The organism is Streptomyces sp. DG2A-72, assembly GCF_030499575.1.
Lineage (GTDB): Bacteria > Actinomycetota > Actinomycetes > Streptomycetales > Streptomycetaceae > Streptomyces.
Window position 1 is genome coordinate 8,449,583 of the sequence record NZ_JASTLC010000001.1, and the last position, 25,420, is coordinate 8,475,002.

Consider the following 25,420-nt stretch of genomic DNA (forward strand, 5'->3'; position numbering starts at 1 on the left):
CGACTGCCCGGGACCAGGGGGAGATCAGCTGTGGGCATGTGATGCGCCGGAGTCGGAGTCCGCCGGTGTCGGCCGGTTGTCCCGCTGTTCCAGGGTCACTGCCGCACGATTGCCGGTCCGCTCTGCGCGGGAGCCGGGCCGCTCTCCGCTCAGCGAGCCGACCGGCTCTCCACGCAGCGAGAAGGCGGGCGTGGCGGGCGGGCCGGGGGTGGTCAGTCCGGGGAGTGCGGGGCGCGGAGTGCTCCGGTACGCGGACTCGCCGTCAGTGTTCCGGCTCTGGCGCTCGAAGAAGCGCAGCATCTCCACCGGGAACGGCATGACCCGGGTGCTGTTCTTCTCCGCCGAGATGTCGACCACGGTCTGCGGCAGGCGCAGTTGGAGTGCACCCGGAGTATCGGCCATGGTCGCCGCGCGCAGTCCCCGGGGTTCCTCGGTGGGGGCGTCCTTCACCAGGGCCTTGACCGGGTCGATGACCCGGGAATAGACGACCGCGTCCACGGTGAGCGTCACGTCGTCGGCGGTGATGGATCCCTGCGGCGGGATGCCGAGCACCTCGGTCTGGACGGACACCTTCCGCATCCGGTTCCCGATCGGCCGGATGACGCGCAGGCTCATGGCGAGCAGGACCAGTCCGGCCGTGGCGAACACCACCAGTACGGTGATCAGAACACTCATGGTTCTCACATTCCTTACATCGGTCATTCCTGACGTCTATGGCGTCCCCGAACCCGAGCGGTCCGGGAAGCACCCGGCACGGGAGGACCCCGGCCTGTCGTCTGCGGTGCGGCGGCCGGGGTCCTGGGCTGCGGGTTGTGCGATTGCCGAGCGGTGCGGCTCCTTCCGGCCCCTCAGTCGGGAGAGCGGGACGGTACGACGGTCCGGTCGGCCGGGGGGACACCAGCGGCGGCGAGAACATGCTCGGCCGAGGCGGCGTTGTTGTCCCGTACGGCCATGGCCATCGCGGCCTGGGCGGGGGAGAGAGATGTCTGTGGAGGTATCACCAGGAACAGGAAACGGTCCTGGGCACCCCGGGTGACGGTCATTGTGCTCTCCCCCACGGCGGACCAGTCGATACGGACCGTATGCCCCGCGACGACCAGATGGCCCGGGGCCTCGTCCCAGTCGCTCGTGTCGAGGCCGACGCGGGCGATGGTGCCCAGCCGGGCCGTCAGTGCGATGACCAGGCCGGGCAGTTGGCTCCCGATGTCGCGGGACCGTGGCCACCACGCGCCGTCGAAAGTTCCCGTGCGCTTGGGTGTCGTCTCCATCCGCAGGACGGCGTTGCCGGGAAGCACCGGCTCACTGCTGGTGTCTGCCAGGAGCTGAGTGGGGAGCATGATGACTCACTTCCCTTGTGCCCGGGTCCGGCGCCGACCGCGAACCTGCTGCGGGGCCGATGGCGCGGGTCCCCGGGCAGCCGGCCGGGAGCGGCTGTAGTGGAAAGCGGCGATGCGCTCGTCATGCTGGTTGTTGAGCCGGTGGATCAGGAACGCGCCCGGAGCGACCATCGCCAGGAGCGCCACCAAGGTCACGAAGGTCTCCATGGCCCTCACGCTCCTCTCGCCGGATGCTGGGCCGGAAGAGCGACTGCTGGGATCCGCGGACATGATGCTGGAGCGTCGGCCTCATGGCCTCCTTCGGATTCCCGGACCGCTGCCACGTCCCTGTCGGTCTCCGTGTCTGTGTGCAGGCGCGCCGCCTCGTGCATCAGCCGGCCCGCGGTCGACGTGCGCAGTGGGTCGCTCGCGGCGGCCATCAGCCAGGCGGCCGAGACGGGACTCGTCTGCGGAGGGATCACCAACAGGTCCCAGCGGCCCACGTGGTAGGAGAGGAGCAACATCTGGTGCGGGTCCTGCTGGGCCGGGAACGAGCCCACCTTCACGACATGCCCGTCGACGGGCACCCTGTCCGGGACGGTCGGCCAGTGTGCGGGATTCACCGCGACCCTGGTGATCCGCCCCCACAGCGGATCGAGCACGGCTGTCAGTGCAGGGAGTTCCGCCCAGAGATCGCGGGAGCGGGGCCACCAGGCGCCGTCCAGCAGAGCCGGTGCGGAACCGCTGGGGGCCAGCGATATGCGGAGAGACGGAGGGGAGGGCTGGTCTTCGAGTGTCGGCGCGTACGTAACGGTCGCAGTCACCATGCGAACCCTGCTCCGGACCGGTCGGAACCGGCCACGGCGTAGCCAATCGCCGAAAACGGCACGAGCATGGAGGCCGGTGCGCGAAATACTCTCGGTAAGCCCAGCGTACTCCTCCGGCGAGCCCCAGGGACTGTGTCCATCGCCCGCCTTCCGTGACCTCCCCTGGCTGTATCGGGCCCTCACCTCACCTCGCCCGAGAGGACAGGCACCATCGGAACATGCCGGTGCGGCGCGGCCGGAGAGGACGCGACCGGGGCATCCCCGAGAGGAGGTGACAGGTGCCCGAACGGAAGGCCGAGGAGCAGGAACGCGCAGCCGGCGAGGTCGACCAGCAAGGCCAGCATCGGTGGCGGGTAGTGCAGTTGCAGGGTCCCGCCCGTGACGGTGGTCTGCTGGGAGGCGTGGAGGAAGGCGTTGAGGCCGCTGCAGTCGCAGAAGGTGACGGGGGTGAGGTCGACATCGACGGTGCGGATACCGTCGCGAAGACACCGCTCCAGTGCCGTGCGCACCAGTGGAGCCGATTCCAGGTCGATTTCACCGGACAGGGTGAGCAGCGCCCGTTTCCTTCGGTCATGGCGGTAGACGGTGAGCTGTGGAAGGGGCATGACGCCTCGGTTCAGAAGACCATCCGCAGCGCACGCGGTGACGCCGGGATTTCCGGCCCCTTGGCGCGCTGCAGGCGGGACGTACGTTCGGCTGGGGTGGGCAACGGCCGGTCCGACAGCCTGTGCAACAGGACAGAGGACCCACCCATTTCCCTCCAGGGATGCTCGGGGTGACGGACGAAAGGTCCGCTTCCCGCACCATCTGTGTCGAGCAACGACAGACAGGCCGCCGGGGTCTGGGACGTCCGTGCGGCAGCATAGTCCTCATCCCGGTCCGACGGACGGCCGGAAGCCGCCCATTCCCCTCGCCTGGAAGGTGCCAAGACGTGATGCCGCGCGGGCATATCCGGGTGCCCTGCACGGTACTGGGAAGGCAGCGCGGAAACGGGGCGACCGACGGCCGCCCGTTACGGCAGTCCGTGCATCGCCCGAGGAGGTGGCTTCGCATGACGGAGCCGAACAGCTCAACCCTGCAGAAGGCCTATCCCGATGCGCCCCGCGCCGGCGTGGGCACGATGCTGCAGGCCGCACGGCCCGGGCCTCAGGAACCGCCGGGGACCCGCGGCCGGACGGTCATCGCGGACGGGGTGGTGGAGAAAATAGCCGGGATCGCCGCACGCGAGGTCCCGGGAATCAACGCACTGGGCGGCGGATTCACTCGCACCATGGGCGCGGTGCGCGACCGGGTCCCGGGAGGGCGCTCAAGTACTGGGCGCGGTGTCAAGGTCGAGGTCGGTGAGAAGCAGACCGCCATCGACCTCCAGGTCGTCGTCGAATACGGGACAAGCATCACCGACGTCGCCGCGGCAGTCCGCGAGAACGTGATCGCGGCGGTGGAACGCATGACGGGCCTGGAAGTCGTCGAAGTGAACATCGCCGTCAACGATGTGCACCTTCCGGACGAGGACACGCCGGAGAGCGGCGAGGACCGGGTGCACTAGAGACTCCGCGGCATCGCTCTTCCGCGACATCTGGACAGCCACCAGGCCACCAGCTGGAGGCGCTGATCGCCTGATCCGGGCTCAACTCGGCCCGGCTGATGGCAATCCGTGGCGACTCCGCGTTCGGATCCGCCGACAAGAGGGATGGAACCCATCGCCCGGCTCAGCGCCGACGTCCGCTTCCCCGGGAGGACCGGCCGGACCCCACGCCGGCCGAGTGCACAGCGAGGAAAGCAAGCCCGGCAAGCATGAGGCTCGTCGGGCTGAAGATCACCTCTGTCGACGTCTCGGTGACGCGGATGACGAAGGCGATGACGAAGAGGGCGGCCGCCACGAATGCCAGCATCTGTCTGCTCCTGCCGATGGACGGCGAGCCACACGTGATCCCGGTGGCTGTACCGCTGCCCGCTGGCTTCCCCGGATTGCGCCGATCAGTCGTGCGACTCCGGGGCCGGAGGCCGACCGAACCGAGATGTCGAGCTGATGAACAGATCCGGTGGGCCGTTCCACGGACGCGATCCGTGCAAGTGTGGGAAGGGGACAGGCCGACGCCGAGCACCCGGATACTGATCGGATGCCGCGGGCCGGCCGTCCGTGACAGTGAGGAGCGCGCCATGGGCGCGAACACGGCTGAGTATGCGTTGCCTGACACCATTCAGGAGCTGACAGACCGCCTGACGGTCTCCTACGCCAACCTGCTGACGGCCGCGGTCGTGCGGGATGTGGTGCAGGACTGCTATCTGCCGCTCAGCAACGCTCGTATCGGCAACTACGTGCCGATCCTCGTCGAGCACAGCAGCCGCATCAAGCTGCGACAACTCACGCGACGCCCCGATGCCACGCCTCTCCTTCGCGAACACTCCGACGGGATACGAGGCCACTCAATTACCGCGGCCTTGCGAAGGGTTCGAGTCGCCCTGACCCGCTCGGCATAGGCGCCGCGCCCGTTGAATTCGATCGTCCAGTTGGATGGCTGGTCAGGCGCCGGCGGGTGTGCCGTCGGCACCGGCTACCTGTTCTGCTCGCCGACAAGGCTGCCCATCAAGGCCCGGACCGGCTTGTCACTGCTCATCAGCGGTGGCGTTGGAACTGCTCACGGCGCCACCGCTGGACGGCGCGGACGACACCGAAGCCTTGGAACTGGAACTGGAACTGGAACTGGAACTGGGGCTGGGGCTGGGGCTGGGATTGGAGCTGGGACGAGAACTGGTGTCGGGTGGCGCGCTCTCATCCGGCGAGGCAGAAATGCTCGTCTGCGGAGCCGCGCCACTGGATGCACCCGGGGTGGGTGTGCGGCTGTCGGCGGGACTGGGGGTACCGGCCGTGCCACCGCCCACCGAGGTTCCCCTGCCCGGCTCATTCTTGACCACGGCCGCTACCGGCTTGCCCATGATCAGCTCGACCGCGGTCACCGTGACCATCGCCAGGGCGAATACCAGGCCCGTCGCCAGGGCGTACTTCTTCCAGCCGATGGACCTCCGGAGGGAGCCACCCCGATAGGTGGTGACCGACTCGGCTTCGGAGGGCGCGGAGGCCGCCGTTGTCCCGCGGTGCTCATCGTCCGGACCACCGGGCCCGAAGGGCGGCATCGCGTCAACAGTCGTAGCGTCCGCGGGTAAACCGAACGCCGCCCGGGCGTCCGCGCGGTGTTCCGCCCGCTCCTGGGCCGGCGTCCTGGGCGCTCCTACGGGCGGCACTCGGCTGCGGATCCCCTCGCCCGTTCGCCGGAAAGCATGTGAGAAGACCGCTGCGCCTGTCGTGGCGCTGGCACTGATCACGGCGGCGCCGATGATCGTCCCGGTCACCCCCAGCACGGACGCCAGCACCGCGCCCACCACCGTCGCGAGTGCGCTCGCCACTACCTGCACAAGAGTCAGGTCGAGCACCTTGCGCCTGGGCGCCCGTTGATCTTCTTCTCTGAGATTCTCCATCAATGTCCCTTGATAGTTCTGGAGCCTGGCAGCCATCCGCCTCCAGAAGGCAGCCGCCGCAGTCCGACCGGTGGGTGTACGCACCGGTCGGACTGCGGCGGCATTGGTTTCCGCGGGGAGGACGGTGTTACTGACTGGTGGGCGCCGACATGTGCAGCAGTCGTTCGGTGATCTCCCGGTATTGCCTGAGCGCGAGCCGTAGTTCCTCGGTCTGTGTATCGGTCTCCTGGTCCTGCCAGCTTGCGCGCAGGACGCGGCGCCGTTCGGTGAGGGTGTTGGTGAACTGGGTGGCGATGTCGTCGAAGACGCCGTCGGCCTCCTCCACCGCCTTGTGCGGGTTGTCGACGAAGTTGTTCAGGGCCTGTTGGAGGCGCAGGGTGAACTTGTCCCGTTCGCCCTGCGGGACCAGTTCCGCGCCCGGCGGGCGACCGGGGCGGTCCGTGGTGGTGTCGCGCTCACGCGGTGCGTCAGTGGATTCGGTGCGGGGTGTCTGCGGGGAGCGCGGGGTCGCGGGATTCGCGCTTCCGGTCGGGGGGTGCGGTGCGTGTTCGGCGTTGTGCGACATCAGATGCTGCTTCCCTTCGCGTGGTGTCGGTTCAGTGCCCACGATGCGTGGCCGCGGTGGTCGGGGGACTGGGGATCTGCGGGCTGTCCTGGTCCGGGTCGGCCCGTTGTTCGGTGACCAGTGCCTCGAAGAGGCTTCGGGCTTCGACCATGGCCCCCCGCATTTCCTCGGTACTGCTCCTCGAACTGCTCACCGGGGAAGCCCCGGTCCTTCGCCAGGTGTGCGAGGAGTGCGTCCGCCTCGGTGACTGCCTTGAGCGGCGAGTCGACGAACTGCTCCTGAACGCCGGCCCACCGGCCGTGTACTGCCACGTCCGGCGACCAGGACGGCGACCGCCACGATGACGAGCACGGCGGTGATCACGATGGTGAGCATGGCTGCCTTCTCTGGCTCTCGGCTCGTAGGGTGCTCTGCTTCATTACCGTCCCGATCAATTCCTGTCGGCTGACCGCGCGTTGGCCTGCTGCGTCCGCGCATCGCGAAGCCGACGATCCAGACGACCAGGAGTACGGCGGCGACCCATCAAAGGGTCTGCATGGTGAAGCCGAACCCGAACACCACCAGGATCAGCAGGAGGAGAGGAATCCATGACATCGCCGGGCCTCCAGATCGCGGGAAGCTCCTGAGTTCCGCGGGGTCCGGGCGAAGCGGGAAGGTGGAATGCGTCGCCCGTGTGATCCGGAGTGGCATAGCCCTACGCCGTGCTGTCAGTCAACGCCCGACGACTTCCCTTGTCAACACAGTGTCGACACGGGGGATTTCTGCGAGCTGGGCAGGGGTCGCTGGGACAAACGGAGCCTCGGCGGGGGCTTCGAGCGGCTCGGCCGACGGCGTCGGCAGGACGTGGTCCTCCCACCAGGACAAGCCCATCACGGTGGCGAGCAGGACGAAGGGGGTCGAAGCGGGAACGATCAGCGCGTACATGTGTATCGCCTGTCGGTGGATACGTGCGACATGGCGGGCAGCCGATGGATGGTGCCCGCATGGGGCGCATCGAGGCTGAGCCGGGATCGCTCAGCGACGGCGAGTGCCGGAGCGGCCCGCTGAGGGCGGGACGGGGTCCGGCACTGATGCGCAAGGTGCGCCCTCGAAGGAGCGCGAGAGGTGTTCGACGCTGCCGGGGGCTCGGGCCGTACCGCACACGCTAACCTTCGCCGCGCTCCCTGGACAGATGTCAAGTGGCCATCTGGTCCCGGCGGAAGACGCTGACGTGGGTCGCTGTCCGCAACCTCGGGGCAGGGCTACGCTGTTGGTACTGGCCCCGGCCCCCGGCAGTGATGCTTTGTTCCGCTCCGGGGAGGCCCGCCGTGTTCGTTCTGCTTCTCATCCTGATCGTGGTCTTGTTCGGCCTCGGCTTCATCAGCCCCCTCTGGTGGGTGGCCGCGGCCGTGTTGGTCTTCGGCGCCACCCGGCACGGCCGCGATCGCGGGGGAGGCTGGATCCGTGACGACGGGTCCGATCTCGGGGGCTACCGGGACTACGAGAACCGCCGGGATTCTCAGGACCGCTGGAATCGTCGTTACAGCCGTCGGCACCGGGCGCGCTGGAGGCGCGAGGACCGTCGGGACCATGGACGCCGCAGGTGACCGATGAAGTTGCCCGACATCCAGAGATTCCGGGGCGGCTTCAGCCAAACCGGACGCGCGAAAATCGTGGAGAGGCAGATGCCATGCATCGCACAACCGTGCTCCCAGAGAATTGGTGGGATCTGACGGCTGAAGCCTGGGCGGAGAATGCGGCCGGTCAGGACGTCGTCGCACTGCGCGCCGAGAATGATCAGCTGCGGCGGGCACTGGCCGGCCGTATGGTCATCGACCAGGCCTGCGGCATGGTGATGGTCCTGGCCCCCTGCCGCCGTGGGCCGGCCAGGAAACTCCTCGTGGATATCTCGCGGCAGTGCAACAGCAAACTTCCGGAGGTGGCCGCGGCCGTGGTCGCCGCCTGGGAGGGGGAGCCGCTCTCGCGGCTGATGCAGCGGGCGCTGCGGCGTGCGCTGCGGCAGCTTTACGCGGAAGACCGGGGGTGCGGCGACTCCCCACCGGCCGATGAGTCGTCCGGAAGGGGAAGGGCATGATTCACGCAGCCGACGTCCGGGAATGGCGCTGACCGCCTGCGGACGGGATGTCTGCCATGGTGACGGCCCTGGCACCGTGTTCCAGTGAGAACTGCAACATCAAGCTCCGGGATGTTGCTGCGGCCCTGACCGCAAAGCCGTTGAGCAGGCAGAACGCTCGAAGAGCGCCGACCTCGCCGGTGGCGTCACTGCGGCGGTGGCAGGTAGACAGTGAGCGCACGCACCGACTTGTCGAGGAGGAGGGTGTCGGCGGCCGGGCTCACCTCGCCGTCACGGGTGTAGTCCCCCTCCTCTCCCACGCCGTCGATGCGCAGCCGGGTCACGGTGGTGGCCTGGTAGACGCGGGAGCGCGCGAGGGTGCCCGTGAGGAAGGCCGCGACGAGCCGTGTGCGGGCGAAGGGATGGCTGCCGTTGACGGCGCGGATGTCGAGGAGTCCGTCATTGAGGCTGCGGCGGTAGGAGGGGGCGAAACCGGGTGGGTCGTAACGGCTGTTGCCGGCGAAGAGCAGCCACAGTCGGCGGTGCCGCCCGTCGATGGTGACTTTGCGGGGCGTGCCGTCGGCGAGGACGCGGAGCAGGCCGACGGCGAGGGCGGGCCACTTGCCCAGGCGTGCCTCGCGGGCCTCCCGGGCCCGGACGAGTTCGGGGTAGACGCCGATGCTGAAGGTGTTCAGGAAGTACGTGCTGGAGTCACCGTCGGCACTGCCCTCGGTCGTGACACGGCCGAGATCGACGGCTCCACCGCAGCCCGCCTCCACGGCGTCGGCAGTGGCCTTCAGGGTCGCCAGTCCCAGGTCGGCGGCGAAGTGGTTGAGGGTGCCGCCGGGGAACACGGCCAGTGGCAGTCCGCTCTCGGTGGCCCTGACCGCTGCCGCGTTGACCGTCCCGTCACCACCCACGACCCCGAGCGCGCCCCCGCGGGTGAGTACGTCCTTGGCGGCTCGGTCGAGCACCAGGTGCAGGTCGACACCGCTCTCGCACAGCCGAATGTCCGTCATCGGCAAGAGGATCCGCAGTTCGGCTTCGGCCGGCGTGTCGCCTCCCGCGTCGCTGTTGACGACCGCGATCAGTCCCAGGCCTGCGGGTAGCGCGGGGACCGGGACGTTCGGCCGGGCCGCTTCGGCCGGTTCGTCCACGCGCAGCGGCCACCAGCGGCAGGTCGCCGCCGCGATGCCGATCCCGAGGGCCACGCCCGCGAGGACACCACCGGTGGAAGGTGTGGCGGTGCGGGCGCGGAAGGAGGTGGCCGCTGTAGCGAGGGGTAGGAGAGCGGCCCCCAGCCGAGGTGACTCCAACGTGGCGGCGGTGACGAAAGCGGCGACGGCTGCCGCGTGCCCGGACGGCACCACCCGGGTGGCGGGCCGCGGCAGAAGGCGGTGGCTGGAGGCCGACTTGGAGGCGATACTGACGGCGGCGGAGGCCAGGGCCAGGGAGCCGGCTGCGCGCAGTGCGGCACGGCGTGCACCGCGATTGCCGGACAGACCCATGACGGCCGCGCCGGTCAGCCACGGCAGCATGGGGTGGGCAGAGGCGACGCGTGCGAAGAGCCGTGCATCGAGCGCGCGGAGGTGTCTCATGCCGACTGGGTACCCTCGGCGATGCCGAACACGCGGCCACCCGCACTCACGAATCGGCCAACGGCCCGTGCCCCGTTGTTCGTTGACCATCGGATTGCGGATCGGACATCGGCCGGGCCCTCTTGAGTCCGCTACCGCGCCCACCACGTTCTGTGCGTGCGCGGTCCCCGACGGATTGCCGCAGATGGGCTGCGGAGACCTTGTTTGAAAGGGGGTTGTCCGGGAACTCGCTCGCTGTGCTTCAGACCGGAGGCACGCCCGTGGGAGCAACTGTCGCCGCTCCCCAGTGTGCTGCGGTCTGCCGGCTCCCACGATCAGTGACGCCACCGATCAGGGAGACACATGTCCGTGACGTACGAACGCCCGCAGAATCGGCGAAGTGACCGCCCCTACCACGACGCACCGGACACCGAAGCCGCGTTCCTCCGTATCGCCGCCCTGCCGGACGGCCCGGAGAGGTCCGCGCTGCGGCAGGAGGTGGTGTGCGCCTGGATGCCGATGGCCGTACGGCTCGCCCGGCGCTTCCGCCATCGCGGTGAGACTTTCGAGGACCTCGGGCAGGTCGCCCAACTGGGCCTGGTCAAGGCGGTGGCCCGCTTCGACCCCAGCCGCGGCACCGCCTTCCCGAGCTTTGCCATACCGACGATCCTCGGCGAGGTGAAGCGGCACTTCCGTGACGAACTCTGGGGCGTCCATGTACCGCGGCGCGTGCAGGAGTTGGGCGCCCGGGCCCGTTCCGCCGGCAGTGAGTGGGCCTCGCTCAACGGCCGCGAACCCTCGGTCCACGAGATCGCCTCACACAGCGGTCTGACCGAGGCTGAGGTTCGGCTGGGTCAGGGGGCGCTGGAGAGCTTCACCGCCCGGTCCTTGGACACCGTGCCCAGCCGCACCGGGGACAGTCACCAGCTGACCGACACCCTCGGCGACGTCGAGCCGGGCTTCGACCGGGTGATCAACCGCGAGGCGCTCCGCCCCCTGCTGCGGGCACTGCCCGAACGCGAACGGCAGATCTTGTACATGAGGTTCTTCTGCGAGATGACGCAGGCCCGCATCGGCCTGCAGCTCGGTGTCTCCCAGATGCACGTCTCCCGTCTGATCACCCGCACCTGCGCACGCCTGCGCGACCAGGTGATGGCGGACCGCGATCTGAGGAGGGCATCGTGACGACGTCCCGGGTGCACGGGCGGCACCGGACTGCCGGGCTCCGGACAAGGAACTCCGCGGAGCAGCAGACACTGACCGCAGCGGGGCGGGCGGGCTTTGCGGCACGTGGGGTGGTGTACGTCCTGATCGGCGTACTGGCCGTCCGGATCGCCCTCGGCAGCGGCGGCGAGTCGGCGGACCGCCAGGGTGCGCTGGCCCAGGTCGCGGCGCAGCCCTTCGGGAAGGCGATGCTGTGGGCGATGGCCGTCGGCTTCGGCTGCATGGCGTTGTGGCGGGGCGCCCGCGCGCTTGGCAGGGGGCCCCGCCACAAGGCCGCCTCACGAGTCCTTGACGGCGGGCGGGCGGTCTTCTACGCCGCCATCTGCTGGGCCACGGCGGCGTACGCCGCCGGGGGCGGGCAGGGCTCCAGCGGCAATGCGCAGTCGCAGGACTGGACGGCGTCGGCGCTCAAACTGCCGTACGGCCGGGCGCTGGTGGGTGGCGCGGGCTGCCTCCTGATCGGTATCGGCGCGGTACTCGCCGTCCGGGCGGCCATGCGGCGCTTCCTTCGGCAGCTGGACACCGGCGCCATGAGCCATCGTACGAAGCAGGTCGTCACCGCTCTGGGCGTGGGCGGAGGCGTGGCACGTGGTGTGGTGTTCGCCGCGGCTGGGATCTTCATCCTGGTGGCAGCCGTCCGCTTCGACCCGGACGAGGCCAAGGGCGTGGACGCGACGCTCCGCAGCTTCACGCAGACACCGGTGGGGCCGTGGCTCCTGGTCGGCGTCGCGATCGGGCTGGTTCTCTTCGGCGTCTTCTCCTTCGCCTCGGCTCGCTGGCGCCGCCTGTGAGCGCTTGACTTGCACGCCGCTTGCGTAGGTGTCGGTCGACCCTAGAGCCAGTCTTTCCGCTTGAAAATCAGGTACAAGCTGACGCACACCACGCCCATCAAGCCGACCGCGAAGGGATATCCGAACACCCAGTGCAACTCCGGCATGTGCTCGAAGTTCATCCCGTAGATCGTCCCGACCAGTGTCGGAGCGAAGAGGATCGCCGCCCACGACGAGATCTTCTTGATCTCCTCGTTCTGCTCGAAGCCCGCCTCCGCCAACGCCCGCATCTCCGCGTTCTGTTGCTGGGTGACCAGGGTCGTGTTCACGGTGAGGATCTCCGTGAGGGCCTGGCGGAAGCCGTCGACGCGTTCGCTGGTGTGGGTGACGTGGTCGGCGACGTCGCGGAGGTAGCGCTGGAGTTCCTCGTCCGTGCCGTATTTGGCGAAGCCGGCCATCAGGCCGTGCAGCATGCCGACGAGCGGGCGGGTGGCGCGCTGGAACTCGACCATTTCGCGGGAGAGTTCGTAGATGCGGCGGGACACTTCGGGGTCGCCGCTGAAGACTTCCGTCTCGATCTCGTCGATGTCGTTCTGGACGCCGGAGACGACGGGCACATAGCCGTCGACCACCGCGTCCAGGATGGCGTAGAGAACCGCCTCCGGGCCCAGCTTCAGCAGGTCCGGTGACTCCTCCATGCGGTGGCGGACCGCCGACAGGTCCGGTGCCGCGCCATGGCGGACCGTGATCACGAAGTCGGGGCCGACGAACACATGCAGCTCGCCGAAGTCGACCTCCTCCGGCGCGTCGAGATACCTGGCCGCCCGCAGCACGACGAAGAGCGTCTCGCCGTAGCGCTCCAGTTTCGGGCGCTGGTGGGCCTCCATCGCGTCCTCGACCGAGAGGGGATGGAGGTCGAACTCGGCGGCGAGGGAGAGGAGTTCGCTCTCGGTGGGGCGGGCGAGGCCGATCCATGCCATGCCGGCCGGCTTCTCGCGCAGCTCGCGGAAGGTCTCGGCGAGGGTGGCGGGGGAGGAGACGCGGACGCCGTCCTGGTAGAGGACGGCCTGGACGACGCTGGCCGGTTCGGGAGTGTCCGCCGATGCCGAAGAGGCCGGGGCGGGCTCGTGCTCTGTCTCGGGTGACGGCGGCTGGTGGTTGTGGTTCAGGGCGCGGCGCCAGACGGACTTCCTGGAGTTCTTCGCGGCGATGGCGGCACCTCCCTGCTGGTCCCTGCTCGTCATGCTCAAGCGGAGCGGTTGATCACGGAGCAGGATATACGGGGCATACGGCATCGGGGCGGGCGGGTGGTACGGGGTCAGGTGAGAGTTGCGGACGGAAGGTGTCCGCAAGCGGCGCTAGCGTGCGGAGCATGACGAAGACGACGTCCGCGACGGCCCCCGTGCTCGGCATCCGCGCCCTCAACCGCGCGACCCTCGACCGGCAGCTCCTGCTGCGCCGCTCGCCACTGACCGTGCGGGCGGCCGTGGAGCACCTCGTCGGCCTCCAGGCCCAGGAGGTCAAACCGCCGTACTACGCGCTCGCCGCCCGGCTCGACGGCTTCACGCCCGAGGAGCTGTCCCGGCTGCTGGAGCGCCGTGAGGTGGTGCGTATCGTCACCATGCGCTCGACGATCCATCTGCACACCGCCGACGACAGCCTCGCCCTGCGCCCGCTGGTGCAGCCCGCCCGGGACCGGGAGATCAACTACTTCCGCAAGGGTCTCGTCGGTGTCGACCTGGACCGGCTCGCCGTGCTCGCCCGCGAGCTCGTGGAGGACGGGCCGCGCACGATGAAGCAGCTGCGTGAGGCGCTGAGCGTCGAGTGGCCGGACGCCGACCCGCAGTCCCTGGCCGTCGCCGCCCGCTGCAAGCTGCCCCTCGTCCAGGTCACCCCGCGCGGAATGTGGGGCAGGAGCGCCCAGGTCTCCCTGACCAGCGTCGAGCACTGGCTGGGGCGTCCCGCCGAGCCCGCCGCCTCCGCCGACGCCACGGTTCTGCGCTATCTCGCCGCCTTCGGGCCGGCCTCCGTGAAGGACATGCAGACCTGGTGCGGTCTGACCCGGATGCGCCCCGCCTTCGAACGCCTCCGCCCTCAGCTGGTCACCTTCCGGGACGCAGGCGGCGTCGAACTCTTCGACCTCCCCGACGCCCCCCGCCCCGACCCGGACACCCCGGCCCCGCCCCGCTTCCTGCCCGAGTTCGACAATCTGCTTCTCTCCCATGCCGACCGCACCCGGGTGGTGCCGCCCCCGGTCCGGGGCCGTACCTGGCAGGTGAACACGGTCTACTGCCCGTTCCTCGTCGACGGCTTCCTCGCGGGCGTGTGGCGGATCCTCGACGGCGCCCTCGTCATCGAGCCCTTCGGCAAGCTCACCAAGGCCCAGCGCGGCGAGGTGACGGAAGAGGGAGCGCGGATGCTCCAGACGATGCATCAGGACGCGGCGTACGACATCCGCTTCGGGACCGTGATCCCGGAATCGTGAGTCAGTCCGCCCGGCCCGTCACCGCCACCGTCACACCCAGCCCGATCATCGTGCAGCCGCCGGTCCGAACGGGCGAACCAGGTGCGGGCCGCCGACGCGGTCAGGCCCCACAGGGTGTCCGTGACCAGGCCGATCACGATCGGGATCAGGCCCAACACCAGCATCTGCAAGGGGACTTGACCCGCGGCGTGGTCCACGAACTGGGGGAGTACGGCGGCGAAGAACACGACACCCTTGGGATTGGTGACGCCGACCAGGGAGCCGTCGAGGACCGTACGGAGGTCCCCGCGGGCCGGGCGTGCGGAGGCCGGCCCGGTCGCCGTCACCCGTAGCTCCTTGCGGTGCCGGAACGCCTGCACGCCCAGGAACACCAGGTACACCGCGCCCGCCAGCTTGACCGCGAGATAGAACGTCACGGACCGCTCGACCAGTGAGCCGATGCCCACCGCGACCGCAACCACCAGGAGGTAGGAGCCGAAGACGTTGCCGATCGCCGTCGCCACCGCGGTGCGGCGGCCGTGGGCCAGCGCACGTCCGATGACGAACAGCACGCCGTGACCCGGGATCAGGACCACCAGCAGCGACATCGCCGCGAAGGCCAGCAGCCGGTCGGCGGACACCATGACCATCACCTCCGTAGAGGCGGCCATTCAAACCCGGGGCGGTCGGACATGGATAGGGGGCGTTGCGGGCTGCTCGTGGAAGCCCGCAACGCCCCCTGGTCTTTCACCTGAGGGGTTGCTCAGGAGAACTGCCGGGTCACGAGTCGATCTGCTCCGTGACCTCGTCCGAGAACGTGGTCAGCCGGGTGTAGACACCCGGGTAACCGGCTGCCGCGCAGCCCTCGCCCCAGGAAGTGATGCCTGCCAGGACGCCCCCGATGAGCAGGGGACCGCCGCTGTCGCCCTGGCAGGTGTCGACGCCGCCGTCTTCATGACCGGCGCAAACCATGTCGGACTGGACGAAGTCCGAACCGTAGGAACTGCCGCAGTCGGCGTCGGACACGATCGGGACCGTGGCCGTCCGCAGCTGGTTGGAGGAGCTGCCGCCCGCGGAGGTGGTGCCCCAGCCGAGGATGCGGGCCGTGGCGCCCGTCGCGTACACGCCGGTGTCGTCGGCGGAGACATACGGGGCGGTCGTGTACGGCATCGAGGTGGCCAGGGTCAGCACCGCCACGTCGTCGCCGTTGGTGGTGTCGGTGTAGTCGGGGTCGACCCAGATGTCGGTGACCCGGCTGACCGTGCCGTTCGTGCCGTTGAGGTAGGTGCGGCCGCCGACGACTCTGACGTTGCCGGCGCTCTCGCCGGCCATGCAGTGGGCCGCGGTGACGACCTTGGTGGCCGAGACGAGCGTGCCGCCGCAGAACTGGTCCTCCGCAGCGTCCGTGATCTGCATCATGAACGGGTACGCCGTCGTCGTGGTCGTCGTACCGCCCACGATGGGCTGCGGGGCGGCGACCGCGGTGGGGGCCGTCAGCAGCGCGGTCGCGGCGGCGGCAGCGGTCGCCGCGACGACGGCGGCGGTCTTCGTGGCACGGGTGAGCCCGAACATGAGTCTCCTCAAGAGGTTGCCGGTGGGGGGTCGCACGGGTGTGGGGGGTTGCACGGGGGTCTCGGGACCGACCCCCGTATGCCCGGGCGAGCGGCATGGCCATACGCTAGGCGGGCGCCCAGCCTCCTCCCAATGAGGGAACCCCCTAAGGGAGTTGGGGAGGGAAAACCCTCGGTGGCGCCCAGTAAACCCGCACCGGTCTCACTTCGCGCGGCGTCCTGCCGCCAGTCGGACGATATCCACGCGCGAACGGATCCCCAGCTTGCGGTAGACCCGGGTCAGGGTCGCCTCGACCGTCTTGACGCTGATGAACAGATGCCCGGCGATCTCCCGGTTCGTCGCGCCCTCCATGACGAGCGCGGCGACCTGACGCTCCATCGAGGCGAGGCCCTCCAGCCCGTCGAGCGCGACCGGCGGCGGCGCGGCGGGCTCCGGCGGACCCGCGTCCGCCGCCGCGTCCACCTGCCGCAGCCACGGCAGCGCCCGGCACCGGCGGAACAGCCGAGCCGCCTCGTCGTACGACGTCGGACCGGGCCGCCCGGTGCGCAGCGAGGCCAGTACGAACGCGGTGCGGGCCTCCTCCAGGCCGTAGCCCAGCTTGGCGAGCCGGTCCTGGACCGACGTCAACTGGGCGACGGCGGCGTCGTGTTCACCGCGTGACGCCCGTACCAGCGCCTCCGCCCGGTCCAGTACGGCGAGCACGCTCTCGCGGCCGAGCCGCATCGCCTGTTCTCGGGTGACGTCGATGAGGACCTGCGCCTCGGCCGGCTCGCCGATCCGCACCAGTGCCTCGGCGAGGTCGCCGTGCCAGCGGCCACGCGCCGGGTCGGTGATGCCGAGCCCCTGCTCCAGTTCCCGCACCCGCCGCAGCGAGCGGACCGCCTCGGGTGCGTCCCCGGCGACCAGCTGGGCGTACCCGAGGGCGGCCAAGGCCCGGGAGATGTACACCTGGTCGCCGCCCTCCTCGGCGTGCTCGACCGCTTCCCTGGCCAGTGCCAGCGCCCGGTCCACCTCGCCGCCCGAGGCCTCCGCGATCGAGGTGAGGACGGCGGAGGCCACCTCGCCGATCCCGCTGTCCCGGGCCAGCCGCAGACCCTCCCGGGCCAGGTCAAGCGCACGGCCGCAGTGCCCGGACCGCAGTTCGGTCTCGGCCACCCCGCGCAGGAAGTGCACCTCGCTCTCGACGGAGCCGCGCCGCCGCACCTCGCGCAGCAGCGCGGTGACCGTCGCCCGCGCCTCGGCCAGCTGATCGCTCATGATCAGCCAGCGGAACCGGGAGTAGCCGGCCCCGTTGTGATGGCAGGCCACCCGCGGGTCCTGAGGTTCCGTCAGTGCGCGCCGGATGGTCGCGGGGGCGTTCGTGTGGCCCATGAGGGTCTCGATCTGGGCCTGGAAGGAGAGCGCCATCAGCTCGGTGTACCGGTCGCCGGCCCGCTCGGCCAGCTTCGCCGAGTACGCCGCCGCCCGGCGGGCCTCGTCGAAGTCGCCCTCCACCAGCAGGCCCCGCCAGGCGAGCTGGTAGTGGATCAGGGCGAGCAGTTTCGGGTCGTCGCCCGCGTCGGCGAGGGCCTGCGGGAAGACCGAGTCGACCTCGGTCATGGCGTGGCCCGCCGTGTCGATCACGATGATCCAGGCCCGTACCCGGTCCTCGGGCACGGTCGTCCGGCTGAGCACCTCCCGGGCGATGTCCCGGGCGAGGTCCAGGTCCCCGGCGGTGATCGCGTCCTCGGCGGCCTGCAGGCGCAGCACCTCCGGGGTCGGCTCGCCGTCCGCCGGGGTGTGCCGGGCCGCGAGCAGCCCGAGGGAGGCGGCCACGGACGGCGCGCCCCGGTCCCGGGCCAGGGTCGCGGCCTGAGCGAGCCGGGCCGCCACCTCCGGGTCGGTGCCGGTCGTCGCCAGGGCCAGATGCCGGGCCCGCTCGATCGGATCGGAGGCCGCGGTGGACAGCGCGACATGCGCGGCCCGCCGCTCCTGCGCGGCAGCCTCCGCATACAGCGCGGCCGAGATCAGCGGATGCGCGAACCGTACGGCCGGACCCTCGGACTCGGTCGCCAGCAGGCCCAGCGTGGCCGCCTGGGCGGTCTCGGCCTCGGCGTTCTCGCGGCCGGCCGCGTGCAGCAGGGCCAGCGTGGGGCGAGCGCCCGCGCTGGCCACGAGCAGGGTGTGGCGGACCTCGTCGGAGAGGTTCTCCAGCCGGCTGAGGACGAGGGCCCGCAGCGAGGTCGGCACCGGCAGTGGCTCGCCGGGCCGGGGGCGGGCGGGGCTCTCGGCGAGCGCGCGGCCCAGTTCGAGGGCGAACAGCGGGTTGCCGCCGCTGGTGCGGTGGATCTCGCGGACCGTGGACCGGGACAGGCCGGTGTAGCCGCGGTGGTCGAGGAGTTCGGAGACCTGGGTGCGGGAGAGCGGGTTGAGGCGGACCGCAAGGGTGTCCGGTGGGGACGCGCGTAGATGACGGTCGTACTCCTGGCCCTCGGTCCGCACCGCGCACAGCATCCGCACCGGGGTGTCGCCGAGGCGGCGGGCGGCGAAGCCGAGGAGTTCGGCGCTGGCCGGGTCCAGCCACTGCAGGTCGTCGGCAACGATCAGGACGGGACCCGCGGCGGCGAGCGCGCGCAGCGCGGACAGCACCGCCAGGCGCAGCGCGAGTCCGTCGCGCTGGAGGGTGGACTCGCCGCGGCCGGTGAGCGCCGACTCCAGGGCGGTGCGCTGGGCGGCGGGCAGCTGGTCGGACACCTCGTCCAGGGCGAGTCCGAGCAGGTCGGCCAGGGCGAGGAAGGGGAGATGGGATTCGGACTCGGTGGCCGAGCAGCGCAACACGGTCCGTGCCGCTTCGGCATATTGCGCGGCCAACGCCCGCAGAAGTGTCGACTTTCCTATTCCGGCGGGACCGTGGAGCAGCACGCTGCCGCCCCGGCCGAGTTGCTCACGCGCCTGAGCGACCTGCTCCTCCCGGCCGATGACCAGGTCGGGGCGGCATCTGGCAGGCTCCTTGAAGTCCCGTCGCACGGTCACCGCTCCCCTCCGTGTGTCGTGTCCGGGCCAATATTAGGCAACGGGTCTTTGAAATTCGGACGTGTGACGAGGTGAGGGAAATAACAGAGGTGATCATCGGGTGTGGAGCATGGGGAAATTCAAAGCACGAGTGAATGAATAGTGGGTTGTCGCGGCGGGCTCGGTCCAGGCGCGTGACAGTGGCGTCCCGGCAGGGGTAGGCAGACCTGAGCAGGTCGGGGAGCCGTCCGGCCGGGTTCCGGTCACGAGCGGGAGCGCCCCGCAGGCGATCGACCAAAAAGCTGGGAGGACGGATGACGACGCCGACGGAGGAGTTCCGCAGGGCACGGGACTTCCTGCTGGAGCACCGCGAGGACTACGCCGCCGCGTACGAGGGCTTCAGCTGGCCCCGGCCGGACCACTTCAACTGGGCGCTCGACTGGTTCGACGCCATCGCACACGGCAACGCCCGGACCGCGCTGCACATCGTCGAGGAGGACGGCGGCGAGGTCCGGCTGTCCTTCGGTGAGATGTCCGTGCGCTCCGACCAGTTCGCCAACTGGCTGCGCGGGCAGGGCGTCCGTGCCGGGGACCGGATCCTCGTCATGCTCGGCAACCAGGCGGAGCTGTGGATCACCGCGCTGGCCGCGATGAAGCTGCGGGCCGTCGTCATCCCGGCCACCCCGCTGCTCGGCCCCGCCGACCTGCGGGACCGTGTCGAGCGCGGCCGGGTCCGGCAGGTGATCGTGCGCCCCGAGGACACGGCCAAGTTCGCCGAGGTGCCCGGCGACTACACCCGCATCGCGGTCGGCGACGCGCCCGCGGGCTGGCTGTCGTACGAGGAGGCGTACGAAGCCCCCGCCGACTTCACACCCGACGGCCCGACCCGCGCCGACGACCCGCTGATGCTCTACTTCACCTCCGGTACGACGGCCCGCCCCAAGCTCGTCGAGCACACCCACGCCTCCTACCCGATCGGGCACCTCGCCACCATGTACTGGATCGGCCTCAAGCCCGGCGACGTACACCTCAACATCTCCTCCCCGGGCTGGGCCAAGCACGCCTGGTCCAATCTGTTCGCGCCCTGGAACGCGGAGGCGACCGTCTTCCTGCACAACTACACCCGCTTCGACGCGACCCGGCTGATGGCGGAGATGGACCGGGCGGGCGTGACCACTTTCTGCGCGCCGCCGACCGTGTGGCGCATGCTCATCCAGGCCGACCTGACCCAGCTGCGCACCCCGCCGCGCGAGGCCGTGGCGGCGGGGGAGCCCCTGAACCCCGAGGTCATCGAGCAGGTCCGGCGGGCCTGGGGCGTGACCATCCGCGACGGCTTCGGCCAGACCGAGACCGCCGTCCAGGTCTCCAACAGCCCCGGCCAGCCCTTGAAGACCGGCTCCATGGGCCGCCCCAGCCCCGGCTTCCGCGTCGACCTCCTCGACCCGGCCTCCGGCGCACCCGGCGCCGCGGAGGGCGAGATCGCCCTCGACCTCTCGGCCCGCCCGGTCGGCCTGATGACCGGCTACCACGGCGACCCGGAGCGTACGGCGGAGGCGATGGTCGACGGCTACTACCGCACCGGAGACATCGGCTCCCGGGACGCCGACGGCTACATCACGTACGTCGGCCGAGCGGACGACGTGTTCAAGGCCAGCGACTACAAGATCTCCCCGTTCGAGCTGGAGAGCGCCCTGCTGGAGCACGAGGCGGTCGCCGAGGCCGCCGTCGTGCCCGCACCGGACGAGCTGCGCCTCGCGGTGCCGAAGGCGTACGTCGTCCTGGCGGCGGGCTGGGAGCCGGGTCCCGACACGGCCAAGGTGCTGTTCGAGCACTCGCGGGAGGTCCTGGCGCCGTACAAGCGCGTGCGCCGCCTGGAGTTCGCACCGCTGCCCAAGACCGTCTCCGGCAAGATCCGCCGCATCGAACTGCGCGAGGCCACCGCCGCCGGCTCGGACGCCGAGTACCGCGAGGAGGACTTCCGGTGAGCTCGTCGAGTTCGTACACCCATGGGACCGGCGACACACCGCTGCTCGGCGACACGATCGGCGCCAGCCTGGACCGCGCGGTCGCCGCGTGGCCGGACCGTGAGGCGCTGGTCGACGTCCCGTCCGGGCGGCGCTGGACCTACACCCGATTCGCCGCGGACGTCGACGAGTTGGCGTACGCGCTGCTGGCGAGCGGGGTCGCCAAGGGTGACCGGGTGGGCATCTGGGCGGTCAACTGCCCCGAATGGGTCCTGGTCCAGTACGCCACCGCCCGCATCGGCGCGATCATGGTGAACATCAACCCGGCCTACCGCACGCACGAGGTCGAGTACGTCCTCAACCAGGCCGGCGTCTCCCTGCTGTTCGCCTCCCTCGGTCACAAGACGAGCGACTACCGGGCGATGGTCGAGCAAGTGCGGGGCCGGTGCCCGCGGTTGAGGGAGACGGTGTTCATCGGTGACCCGAGCTGGGAGGCGCTGATCGCACGGGGAACGCCTGCCGCGTACGAGGAACTGTCCTGCGACGACCCCATCAACATCCAGTACACCTCGGGCACGACGGGCTTCCCGAAGGGAGCCACGCTGTCCCATCACAACATCCTCAACAACGGCTACTTCGTCGGTGAGTCGATCGCGTACACCGAGCAGGACCGGATCTGCATCCCCGTGCCCTTCTACCACTGCTTCGGCATGGTCATGGGCAATCTGGCGGCCACCTCGCACGGGGCATGCATCGTCGTCCCGGCCCCGTCCTTCGACCCGAAAGCCACCCTGGAGGCAGTGCAGCAGGAGCGGTGCACCTCGCTGTACGGCGTACCGACCATGTTCATCGCGGAGTTGAACCACCCGGACTTCGCCACGTACGACCTGTCGTCGCTGCGCACCGGGATCATGGCGGGCTCGCCCTGCCCGGTGGAGGTGATGAAACGGGTGGTCACCGAGATGCACATGGCCGAGGTGTCGATCTGCTACGGCATGACGGAGACCTCGCCGGTCTCCACGCAGACCCGGCGCGACGACGACCTGGAACACCGCACCGGCACGGTCGGCCGGGTGCTGCCGCACATCGAGGTCAAGATCGTCGACCCGGTGAGCGGAGTGACACAACCCCGGGGCGTCCCGGGCGAGTTGTGCACCCGCGGCTACAGCGTGATGCTCGGCTACTGGAACGAACCCGAGAAGACCGCCGAGTCCATCGACGCCGCCCGCTGGATGCACACCGGCGACCTCGCCGTGATGCGCGAGGACGGCTATGTCGAGATCGTCGGCCGCATCAAGGACATGATCATCCGGGGCGGCGAGAACATCTACCCGCGCGAGATCGAGGAGTTCCTCTACGCCCATCCGAAGATCGCGGACGTCCAGGTGGTCGGCGTACCGCACGAGCGCTACGGCGAGGAGGTCCTCGCCTGCGTCATCGCACGTGACCCGGCCGACCCGCCGACCCTGGAGGAGCTGCGGTCCTTCTGCGACGGACGGCTGGCCCACTACAAGATCCCGAGCCGGCTGCGAATCCTGGAGTCCTTCCCGATGACCGTCTCCGGAAAGGTACGCAAGATCGAGCTGCGGGAGGAGGCCGCACGGGCGCTCTGACGGTTCGGAAGCGCCCCGAAGGGGCGCGGGGCTGTGTCAATATGCGGCTCCGCCGCGTGGGCGCGACCAGCCACGACGGGCCCGCAGACGCTCGACGGCCAATCGCCGCACTTCCCGCGGAGCGCTTAGGCCCCCGCGTCCAGGTCGTCCGCGAGGCTGTTGACCGGCTGCGGGGTGCCGGTGAGGTCGAGGACGAACAGGGGGACGCCCAGGTCGTCGGCGCGGGTGCGGGCGTCCGTGGCGTAGCCGGCGAGGGAGAAGTAGACGCAGTCGGCGGACTCCGTCATGGCCGTCAGCCACAGGCACTCCACATCGCGGAGTGAGGCCGGGCGCACGGTCGGGTCGACCTGGGCCAGCAGGCCGCGGGCGGCCAGGCCGATGCCGGACGGGGGCCGCTGGTCCGCGCGGCGGATGTCCTGGTAGCCGAGCCAGCGCAGATACAGGGCCGCGGCGGTGACCGCGTCGCGGGCCGTGCGGATGGTCACCGGCGTGAAGGCGCGGCGGGGGGCGGGCGGCGCGGGCTCGGCCACCGCGCCCTCGGCATCCGCCCGCGCCACCGGGACCCGCAGCAGCGTCCCGCAGGGACAGCCCAGCTGCGGCCGCGGCCACTGGTCGCTGCGGCCGCACGCAGCGCAGCGCACGGTGACCCACTGCTCGTCCCAGACCTGGTGGGTGACGGCCGTCGCGGTCCCCGCCGGATCGAGCGGCGGGAGCACCGGCGCCCCGCACGCACACGGAAACGGCGGCGCCGAGTAGAGCTGCTCGCGCCGACAGGCGGGGCAGCGTACCGACACGCTCTCGGACATGGCCCACTCCAGGACGAGATCACGACCGCACACCGGGACAGCGAGGCCATCGTCCTCCAGAGAACGCCTGCTTGTCCGTCTCTTGACTGCCCTTCCCCGCCCCGCCTACATTGATTCCAGATAGTAGAAAACTAATTCCACTATACGGAAGCTACACGGAAGTACTCACCGCGGGGCGCGACGGGAGTGCGAACCGACAGCCGAAGCAGGAGTACTCAATGGCTCGTATGACCGCTGCCCGCGCGGCAGTCGAGATCCTCAAGCGCGAGGGCGTCAGCAACGCGTTCGGTGTCCCGGGCGCGGCGATCAACCCGTTCTACGCGGCGCTCAAGGCCTCCGGCGGCATCCAGCACACCCTCGCCCGGCATGTCGAGGGCGCCTCGCACATGGCGGAGGGCTACACCCGGACCCACCCCGGCAACATCGGCGTCTGCATCGGTACGTCCGGCCCCGCCGGCACCGACATGATCACCGGCCTGTACTCCGCCATCGGTGACTCCATCCCGATCCTGTGCATCACGGGCCAGGCCCCGACCGCCGTGATCCACAAGGAGGACTTCCAGGCCGTCGACATCGCCTCGATCGCCAAGCCGGTCACCAAGATGGCCGTCACCGTCCTGGAGGCCGCGCAGGTCCCCGGCGTCTTCCAGCAGGCCTTCCACCTCATGCGGTCCGGCCGCCCCGGCCCGGTCCTCATCGACCTGCCGATCGACGTCCAGCTGACGGAGATCGAGTTCGACCCGGACACGTACCAGCCCCTCCCGGTCTACAAGCCCGCCGCCTCCCGCGCCCAGATCGAGAAGGCGATCGGCATGCTGAACGCCGCCGAGCGCCCGCTGATCGTGGCCGGCGGTGGTGTCATCAACGCCGACGCCGCCGAACTCCTCGTCGAATTCGCCGAGTTGACCGGCACTCCGGTCGTCCCCACCCTCATGGGCTGGGGCGTCCTGCCCGACGACCACGAGCTGAACGCCGGCATGGTCGGCCTGCAGACCTCGCACCGCTACGGCAACGCGACCTTCCTGGAGTCCGACTTCGTCCTCGGTATCGGCAACCGCTGGGCCAACCGCCACACCGGCAAACTGGACGTCTACACGGCCGGCCGGAAGTTCGTCCACGTGGACATCGAGCCCACCCAGATCGGCAAGATCTTCGCGGCGGACTACGGCATCGCGTCGGACGCGAAGGCCGCGCTGGAGCTGTTCGTCGAGGTGGCACGGGAGTCGAAGGCGGCCGGGAAGCTGCCTGACCGCTCGGCGTGGGCGGCCTCGGCGCAGGAGAAGAAGGCCACCCTCCAGCGCCGTACGCACTTCGACGACATCCCGATCAAGCCGCAGCGTGTCTACGAGGAGATGAACAAGGCCTTCGGCCCCGAGACCCGGTACGTCTCCACGATCGGCCTCTCGCAGATCGCCGGCGCCCAGATGCTGCACGTCTACCGGCCGCGGCACTGGATCAACTGCGGCCAGGCGGGCCCCCTCGGCTGGACCGTCCCGGCCGCGCTCGGCGTCGCCAAGGCCGACCCGGAGGCACAGGTCGTGGCGCTCTCCGGCGACTACGACTTCCAGTTCATGATCGAGGAGCTGGCCGTCGGGGCGCAGCACAAGATCCCGTACGTCCATGTCCTGGTCAACAACTCCTACCTGGGCCTGATCCGTCAGGCGCAGCGGGCGTTCGAGATCGACTTCCAGGTCAACCTGGAGTTTGAGAACATCAACTCGCCCGAGATCGGCGTCTACGGCGTCGACCACGTCAAGGTCGCCGAGGGCCTGGGCTGCAAGGCGATCCGGGTGACCGACCCGAACGAACTGGGCGCGGCCCTGGAGAAGGCCAAGAAGCTCGCCGCCGAGTTCCAGGTGCCGGTGGTCGTCGAGGCGATCCTGGAGCGGGTCACCAACATCTCCATGTCGACCACGAACGACATCGGCAACGTGGTGGAGTTCGAGGAACTGGCGACCGAGCCGGGCCATGCGCCGACGTCGATCAAGACGCTGAAGGTCTGACACCGCGAGCGCGAGAGGGGCGGTCCAGCCGGAAGGCTGGACCGCCCCTTTTCGTGTGCTCACTGGGCCGCTACGGGCCCGCCGCCCCCGTGCCGGCGGGCCCTGGCATGACATCAATGTGCCCCTCCGAGAGGGCGGTTGATGCCTCGCGGCACGCTGTTCAGAGCATGATCTGAGGGTTCCGTAGACCGTGTACGA

General features: G+C 70.0%; 24 protein-coding genes and 2 pseudogenes. 11 read left to right on the forward strand and 15 right to left on the reverse strand.

Annotated features, from left to right (window positions below; genetic code table 11):
* Positions 1-24: 24 nt before the first annotated feature.
* The 5 genes from QQY66_RS40140 to QQY66_RS40160 all read right to left on the reverse strand — a co-directional run bounded on the left by QQY66_RS40140 (position 25) and on the right by QQY66_RS40160 (position 2,748).
* On the reverse strand, positions 25-675 hold the full coding sequence (locus QQY66_RS40140; protein WP_301985311.1) for an SPFH domain-containing protein: 651 nt from the start codon (positions 673-675) through the stop codon (positions 25-27).
* Positions 676-848: 173 nt separating this feature from the next.
* Positions 849-1,337, reverse strand: a complete 489-nt coding sequence (locus tag QQY66_RS40145) for a DUF5994 family protein (protein ID WP_301985313.1) — start codon at positions 1,335-1,337, stop codon at positions 849-851.
* Between the two features lie 6 nt (positions 1,338-1,343).
* Complete coding sequence (locus QQY66_RS40150) at positions 1,344-1,544, reverse strand: hypothetical protein (RefSeq protein ID WP_301985314.1); 201 nt, start codon at positions 1,542-1,544, stop codon at positions 1,344-1,346.
* 5 nt (positions 1,545-1,549) lie between these two features.
* Positions 1,550-2,140 carry a DUF5994 family protein gene (locus QQY66_RS40155; protein WP_301987652.1) on the reverse strand — a complete coding sequence of 197 codons (591 nt, stop codon included), beginning with the start codon at positions 2,138-2,140 and terminating at the stop codon, positions 1,550-1,552.
* Positions 2,141-2,322: 182 nt separating this feature from the next.
* On the reverse strand, positions 2,323-2,748 hold the full coding sequence (locus QQY66_RS40160) for an STAS domain-containing protein (protein ID WP_301985316.1): 426 nt from the start codon (positions 2,746-2,748) through the stop codon (positions 2,323-2,325).
* A gap of 515 nt (positions 2,749-3,263) precedes the next feature.
* Between QQY66_RS40160 and QQY66_RS40165 the strand changes: the two genes are divergently transcribed.
* Positions 3,264-3,689, forward strand: a complete 426-nt coding sequence (locus tag QQY66_RS40165) for an Asp23/Gls24 family envelope stress response protein (protein ID WP_301987654.1) — start codon at positions 3,264-3,266, stop codon at positions 3,687-3,689.
* 163 nt (positions 3,690-3,852) lie between these two features.
* Here the strand turns inward: QQY66_RS40165 and QQY66_RS40170 are convergent, their stop codons facing one another.
* Positions 3,853-4,035 carry a hypothetical protein gene (locus QQY66_RS40170; protein WP_301985318.1) on the reverse strand — a complete coding sequence of 61 codons (183 nt, stop codon included), beginning with the start codon at positions 4,033-4,035 and terminating at the stop codon, positions 3,853-3,855.
* A gap of 268 nt (positions 4,036-4,303) precedes the next feature.
* Here QQY66_RS40170 and QQY66_RS40175 point away from each other — a divergent pair, with 268 nt between their 5' ends.
* Positions 4,304-4,624, forward strand: a complete 321-nt coding sequence (locus QQY66_RS40175) for a three-helix bundle dimerization domain-containing protein (RefSeq protein WP_301985319.1) — start codon at positions 4,304-4,306, stop codon at positions 4,622-4,624.
* A 142-nt stretch (positions 4,625-4,766) separates the two neighbouring features.
* On the forward strand, positions 4,767-5,189 hold the full coding sequence (locus tag QQY66_RS40180; protein ID WP_301985320.1) for a hypothetical protein: 423 nt from the start codon (positions 4,767-4,769) through the stop codon (positions 5,187-5,189).
* A gap of 558 nt (positions 5,190-5,747) precedes the next feature.
* On the opposite strand, the gene QQY66_RS40185 is transcribed toward QQY66_RS40180, so the two are convergent.
* From QQY66_RS40185 to QQY66_RS40195, 3 genes and pseudogenes are all read right to left on the reverse strand, one after another.
* Positions 5,748-6,185, reverse strand: coding sequence for a hypothetical protein (locus QQY66_RS40185; protein ID WP_301985321.1), 438 nt, complete (start codon positions 6,183-6,185; stop codon positions 5,748-5,750).
* A 31-nt stretch (positions 6,186-6,216) separates the two neighbouring features.
* Positions 6,217-6,481, reverse strand: a pseudogene (locus QQY66_RS40190) (hypothetical protein); the annotation flags it as partial.
* Between the two features lie 415 nt (positions 6,482-6,896).
* Positions 6,897-7,109, reverse strand: a complete 213-nt coding sequence (locus QQY66_RS40195; protein ID WP_301985323.1) for a hypothetical protein — start codon at positions 7,107-7,109, stop codon at positions 6,897-6,899.
* Positions 7,110-7,492: 383 nt separating this feature from the next.
* On the opposite strand from QQY66_RS40195, the gene QQY66_RS40200 reads away from it, so the two are divergent.
* Positions 7,493-7,771, forward strand: coding sequence for a hypothetical protein (locus tag QQY66_RS40200; RefSeq protein ID WP_301985324.1), 279 nt, complete (start codon positions 7,493-7,495; stop codon positions 7,769-7,771).
* On the forward strand, positions 7,768-8,259 hold the full coding sequence (locus QQY66_RS40205; protein ID WP_301985325.1) for an ANTAR domain-containing protein: 492 nt from the start codon (positions 7,768-7,770) through the stop codon (positions 8,257-8,259). The genes QQY66_RS40200 and QQY66_RS40205 overlap by 4 nt, the downstream gene beginning before the upstream one ends.
* 185 nt (positions 8,260-8,444) lie before the next feature.
* Here the strand turns inward: QQY66_RS40205 and QQY66_RS40210 are convergent, their stop codons facing one another.
* Positions 8,445-9,836: a diacylglycerol kinase family protein gene (locus QQY66_RS40210; protein WP_301985326.1), complete on the reverse strand. Its 1,392-nt coding sequence runs from the start codon at positions 9,834-9,836 to the stop codon at positions 8,445-8,447.
* Positions 9,837-10,178: 342 nt separating this feature from the next.
* Between QQY66_RS40210 and QQY66_RS40215 the strand changes: the two genes are divergently transcribed.
* Positions 10,179-11,000 (forward strand): SigB/SigF/SigG family RNA polymerase sigma factor, encoded by an 822-nt coding sequence (locus tag QQY66_RS40215; protein ID WP_301985327.1) that lies wholly within the window; start codon positions 10,179-10,181, stop codon positions 10,998-11,000.
* The gene (locus tag QQY66_RS40220; RefSeq protein WP_301985328.1) at positions 10,997-11,830 is read left to right on the forward strand and encodes a DUF1206 domain-containing protein; all 834 of its coding nucleotides are present in this window, start codon (positions 10,997-10,999) and stop codon (positions 11,828-11,830) included. Before QQY66_RS40215 ends, QQY66_RS40220 begins: the two co-directional genes overlap by 4 nt.
* Before the next feature lie 41 nt (positions 11,831-11,871).
* On the opposite strand, the gene QQY66_RS40225 is transcribed toward QQY66_RS40220, so the two are convergent.
* On the reverse strand, positions 11,872-13,053 hold the full coding sequence (locus tag QQY66_RS40225; RefSeq protein WP_301985329.1) for a magnesium and cobalt transport protein CorA: 1,182 nt from the start codon (positions 13,051-13,053) through the stop codon (positions 11,872-11,874).
* A gap of 128 nt (positions 13,054-13,181) precedes the next feature.
* Here QQY66_RS40225 and QQY66_RS40230 point away from each other — a divergent pair, with 128 nt between their 5' ends.
* Entirely contained in the window at positions 13,182-14,294 is a 1,113-nt protein-coding gene (locus tag QQY66_RS40230) for a winged helix DNA-binding domain-containing protein (protein WP_301985331.1), read from the forward strand.
* A 1-nt stretch (position 14,295) separates the two neighbouring features.
* On the opposite strand, the pseudogene QQY66_RS40235 reads toward QQY66_RS40230, so the two are convergent.
* From QQY66_RS40235 to QQY66_RS40245, 3 genes and pseudogenes are all read right to left on the reverse strand, one after another.
* Positions 14,296-14,917 (reverse strand): annotated as a pseudogene (locus tag QQY66_RS40235) (LysE family translocator).
* Between the two features lie 136 nt (positions 14,918-15,053).
* A complete protein-coding gene (locus tag QQY66_RS40240; protein WP_301985332.1) occupies positions 15,054-15,845 on the reverse strand; it encodes a trypsin-like serine protease in 792 nt (263 codons plus the stop codon).
* A gap of 201 nt (positions 15,846-16,046) precedes the next feature.
* On the reverse strand, positions 16,047-18,857 hold the full coding sequence (locus QQY66_RS40245) for an AAA family ATPase (RefSeq protein WP_301985333.1): 2,811 nt from the start codon (positions 18,855-18,857) through the stop codon (positions 16,047-16,049).
* A gap of 293 nt (positions 18,858-19,150) precedes the next feature.
* Here QQY66_RS40245 and QQY66_RS40250 point away from each other — a divergent pair, with 293 nt between their 5' ends.
* Positions 19,151-20,821, forward strand: a complete 1,671-nt coding sequence (locus QQY66_RS40250; protein WP_301985335.1) for an AMP-binding protein — start codon at positions 19,151-19,153, stop codon at positions 20,819-20,821.
* Complete coding sequence (locus QQY66_RS40255; protein WP_301985336.1) at positions 20,818-22,413, forward strand: AMP-binding protein; 1,596 nt, start codon at positions 20,818-20,820, stop codon at positions 22,411-22,413. Before QQY66_RS40250 ends, QQY66_RS40255 begins: the two co-directional genes overlap by 4 nt.
* A 125-nt stretch (positions 22,414-22,538) precedes the next feature.
* On the opposite strand, the gene QQY66_RS40260 is transcribed toward QQY66_RS40255, so the two are convergent.
* Positions 22,539-23,219, reverse strand: a complete 681-nt coding sequence (locus QQY66_RS40260; RefSeq protein WP_301985337.1) for a hypothetical protein — start codon at positions 23,217-23,219, stop codon at positions 22,539-22,541.
* Between the two features lie 218 nt (positions 23,220-23,437).
* Between QQY66_RS40260 and gcl the strand changes: the two genes are divergently transcribed.
* On the forward strand, positions 23,438-25,222 hold the full coding sequence (gcl, locus tag QQY66_RS40265) for a glyoxylate carboligase (protein ID WP_301985338.1): 1,785 nt from the start codon (positions 23,438-23,440) through the stop codon (positions 25,220-25,222).
* Positions 25,223-25,420: the final 198 nt, after the last annotated feature.

What these genes read in the sequence shown, in the direction of transcription:
- QQY66_RS40140 (WP_301985311.1), bottom strand. Translation starts at nt 675, where the DNA reads ATGAGTGTTCTGATCACCGTACTGGTGGTGTTCGCCACGGCCGGACTG.
- QQY66_RS40145 (WP_301985313.1), bottom strand. Translation starts at nt 1,337, where the DNA reads ATGCTCCCCACTCAGCTCCTGGCAGACACCAGCAGTGAGCCGGTGCTT.
- QQY66_RS40150 (WP_301985314.1), bottom strand. Translation starts at nt 1,544, where the DNA reads ATGGAGACCTTCGTGACCTTGGTGGCGCTCCTGGCGATGGTCGCTCCG.
- QQY66_RS40160 (WP_301985316.1), bottom strand. Translation starts at nt 2,748, where the DNA reads ATGCCCCTTCCACAGCTCACCGTCTACCGCCATGACCGAAGGAAACGG.
- QQY66_RS40165 (WP_301987654.1), top strand. Translation starts at nt 3,264, where the DNA reads ATGCTGCAGGCCGCACGGCCCGGGCCTCAGGAACCGCCGGGGACCCGC.
- QQY66_RS40170 (WP_301985318.1), bottom strand. Translation starts at nt 4,035, where the DNA reads ATGCTGGCATTCGTGGCGGCCGCCCTCTTCGTCATCGCCTTCGTCATC.
- QQY66_RS40175 (WP_301985319.1), top strand. Translation starts at nt 4,304, where the DNA reads ATGGGCGCGAACACGGCTGAGTATGCGTTGCCTGACACCATTCAGGAG.
- QQY66_RS40185 (WP_301985321.1), bottom strand. Translation starts at nt 6,185, where the DNA reads ATGTCGCACAACGCCGAACACGCACCGCACCCCCCGACCGGAAGCGCG.
- QQY66_RS40195 (WP_301985323.1), bottom strand. Translation starts at nt 7,109, where the DNA reads ATGTACGCGCTGATCGTTCCCGCTTCGACCCCCTTCGTCCTGCTCGCC.
- QQY66_RS40210 (WP_301985326.1), bottom strand. Translation starts at nt 9,836, where the DNA reads ATGAGACACCTCCGCGCGCTCGATGCACGGCTCTTCGCACGCGTCGCC.
- QQY66_RS40215 (WP_301985327.1), top strand. Translation starts at nt 10,179, where the DNA reads ATGTCCGTGACGTACGAACGCCCGCAGAATCGGCGAAGTGACCGCCCC.
- QQY66_RS40225 (WP_301985329.1), bottom strand. Translation starts at nt 13,053, where the DNA reads ATGACGAGCAGGGACCAGCAGGGAGGTGCCGCCATCGCCGCGAAGAAC.
- QQY66_RS40230 (WP_301985331.1), top strand. Translation starts at nt 13,182, where the DNA reads ATGACGAAGACGACGTCCGCGACGGCCCCCGTGCTCGGCATCCGCGCC.
- QQY66_RS40240 (WP_301985332.1), bottom strand. Translation starts at nt 15,845, where the DNA reads ATGTTCGGGCTCACCCGTGCCACGAAGACCGCCGCCGTCGTCGCGGCG.
- QQY66_RS40250 (WP_301985335.1), top strand. Translation starts at nt 19,151, where the DNA reads ATGACGACGCCGACGGAGGAGTTCCGCAGGGCACGGGACTTCCTGCTG.
- QQY66_RS40260 (WP_301985337.1), bottom strand. Translation starts at nt 23,219, where the DNA reads ATGTCCGAGAGCGTGTCGGTACGCTGCCCCGCCTGTCGGCGCGAGCAG.
- gcl (WP_301985338.1), top strand. Translation starts at nt 23,438, where the DNA reads ATGGCTCGTATGACCGCTGCCCGCGCGGCAGTCGAGATCCTCAAGCGC.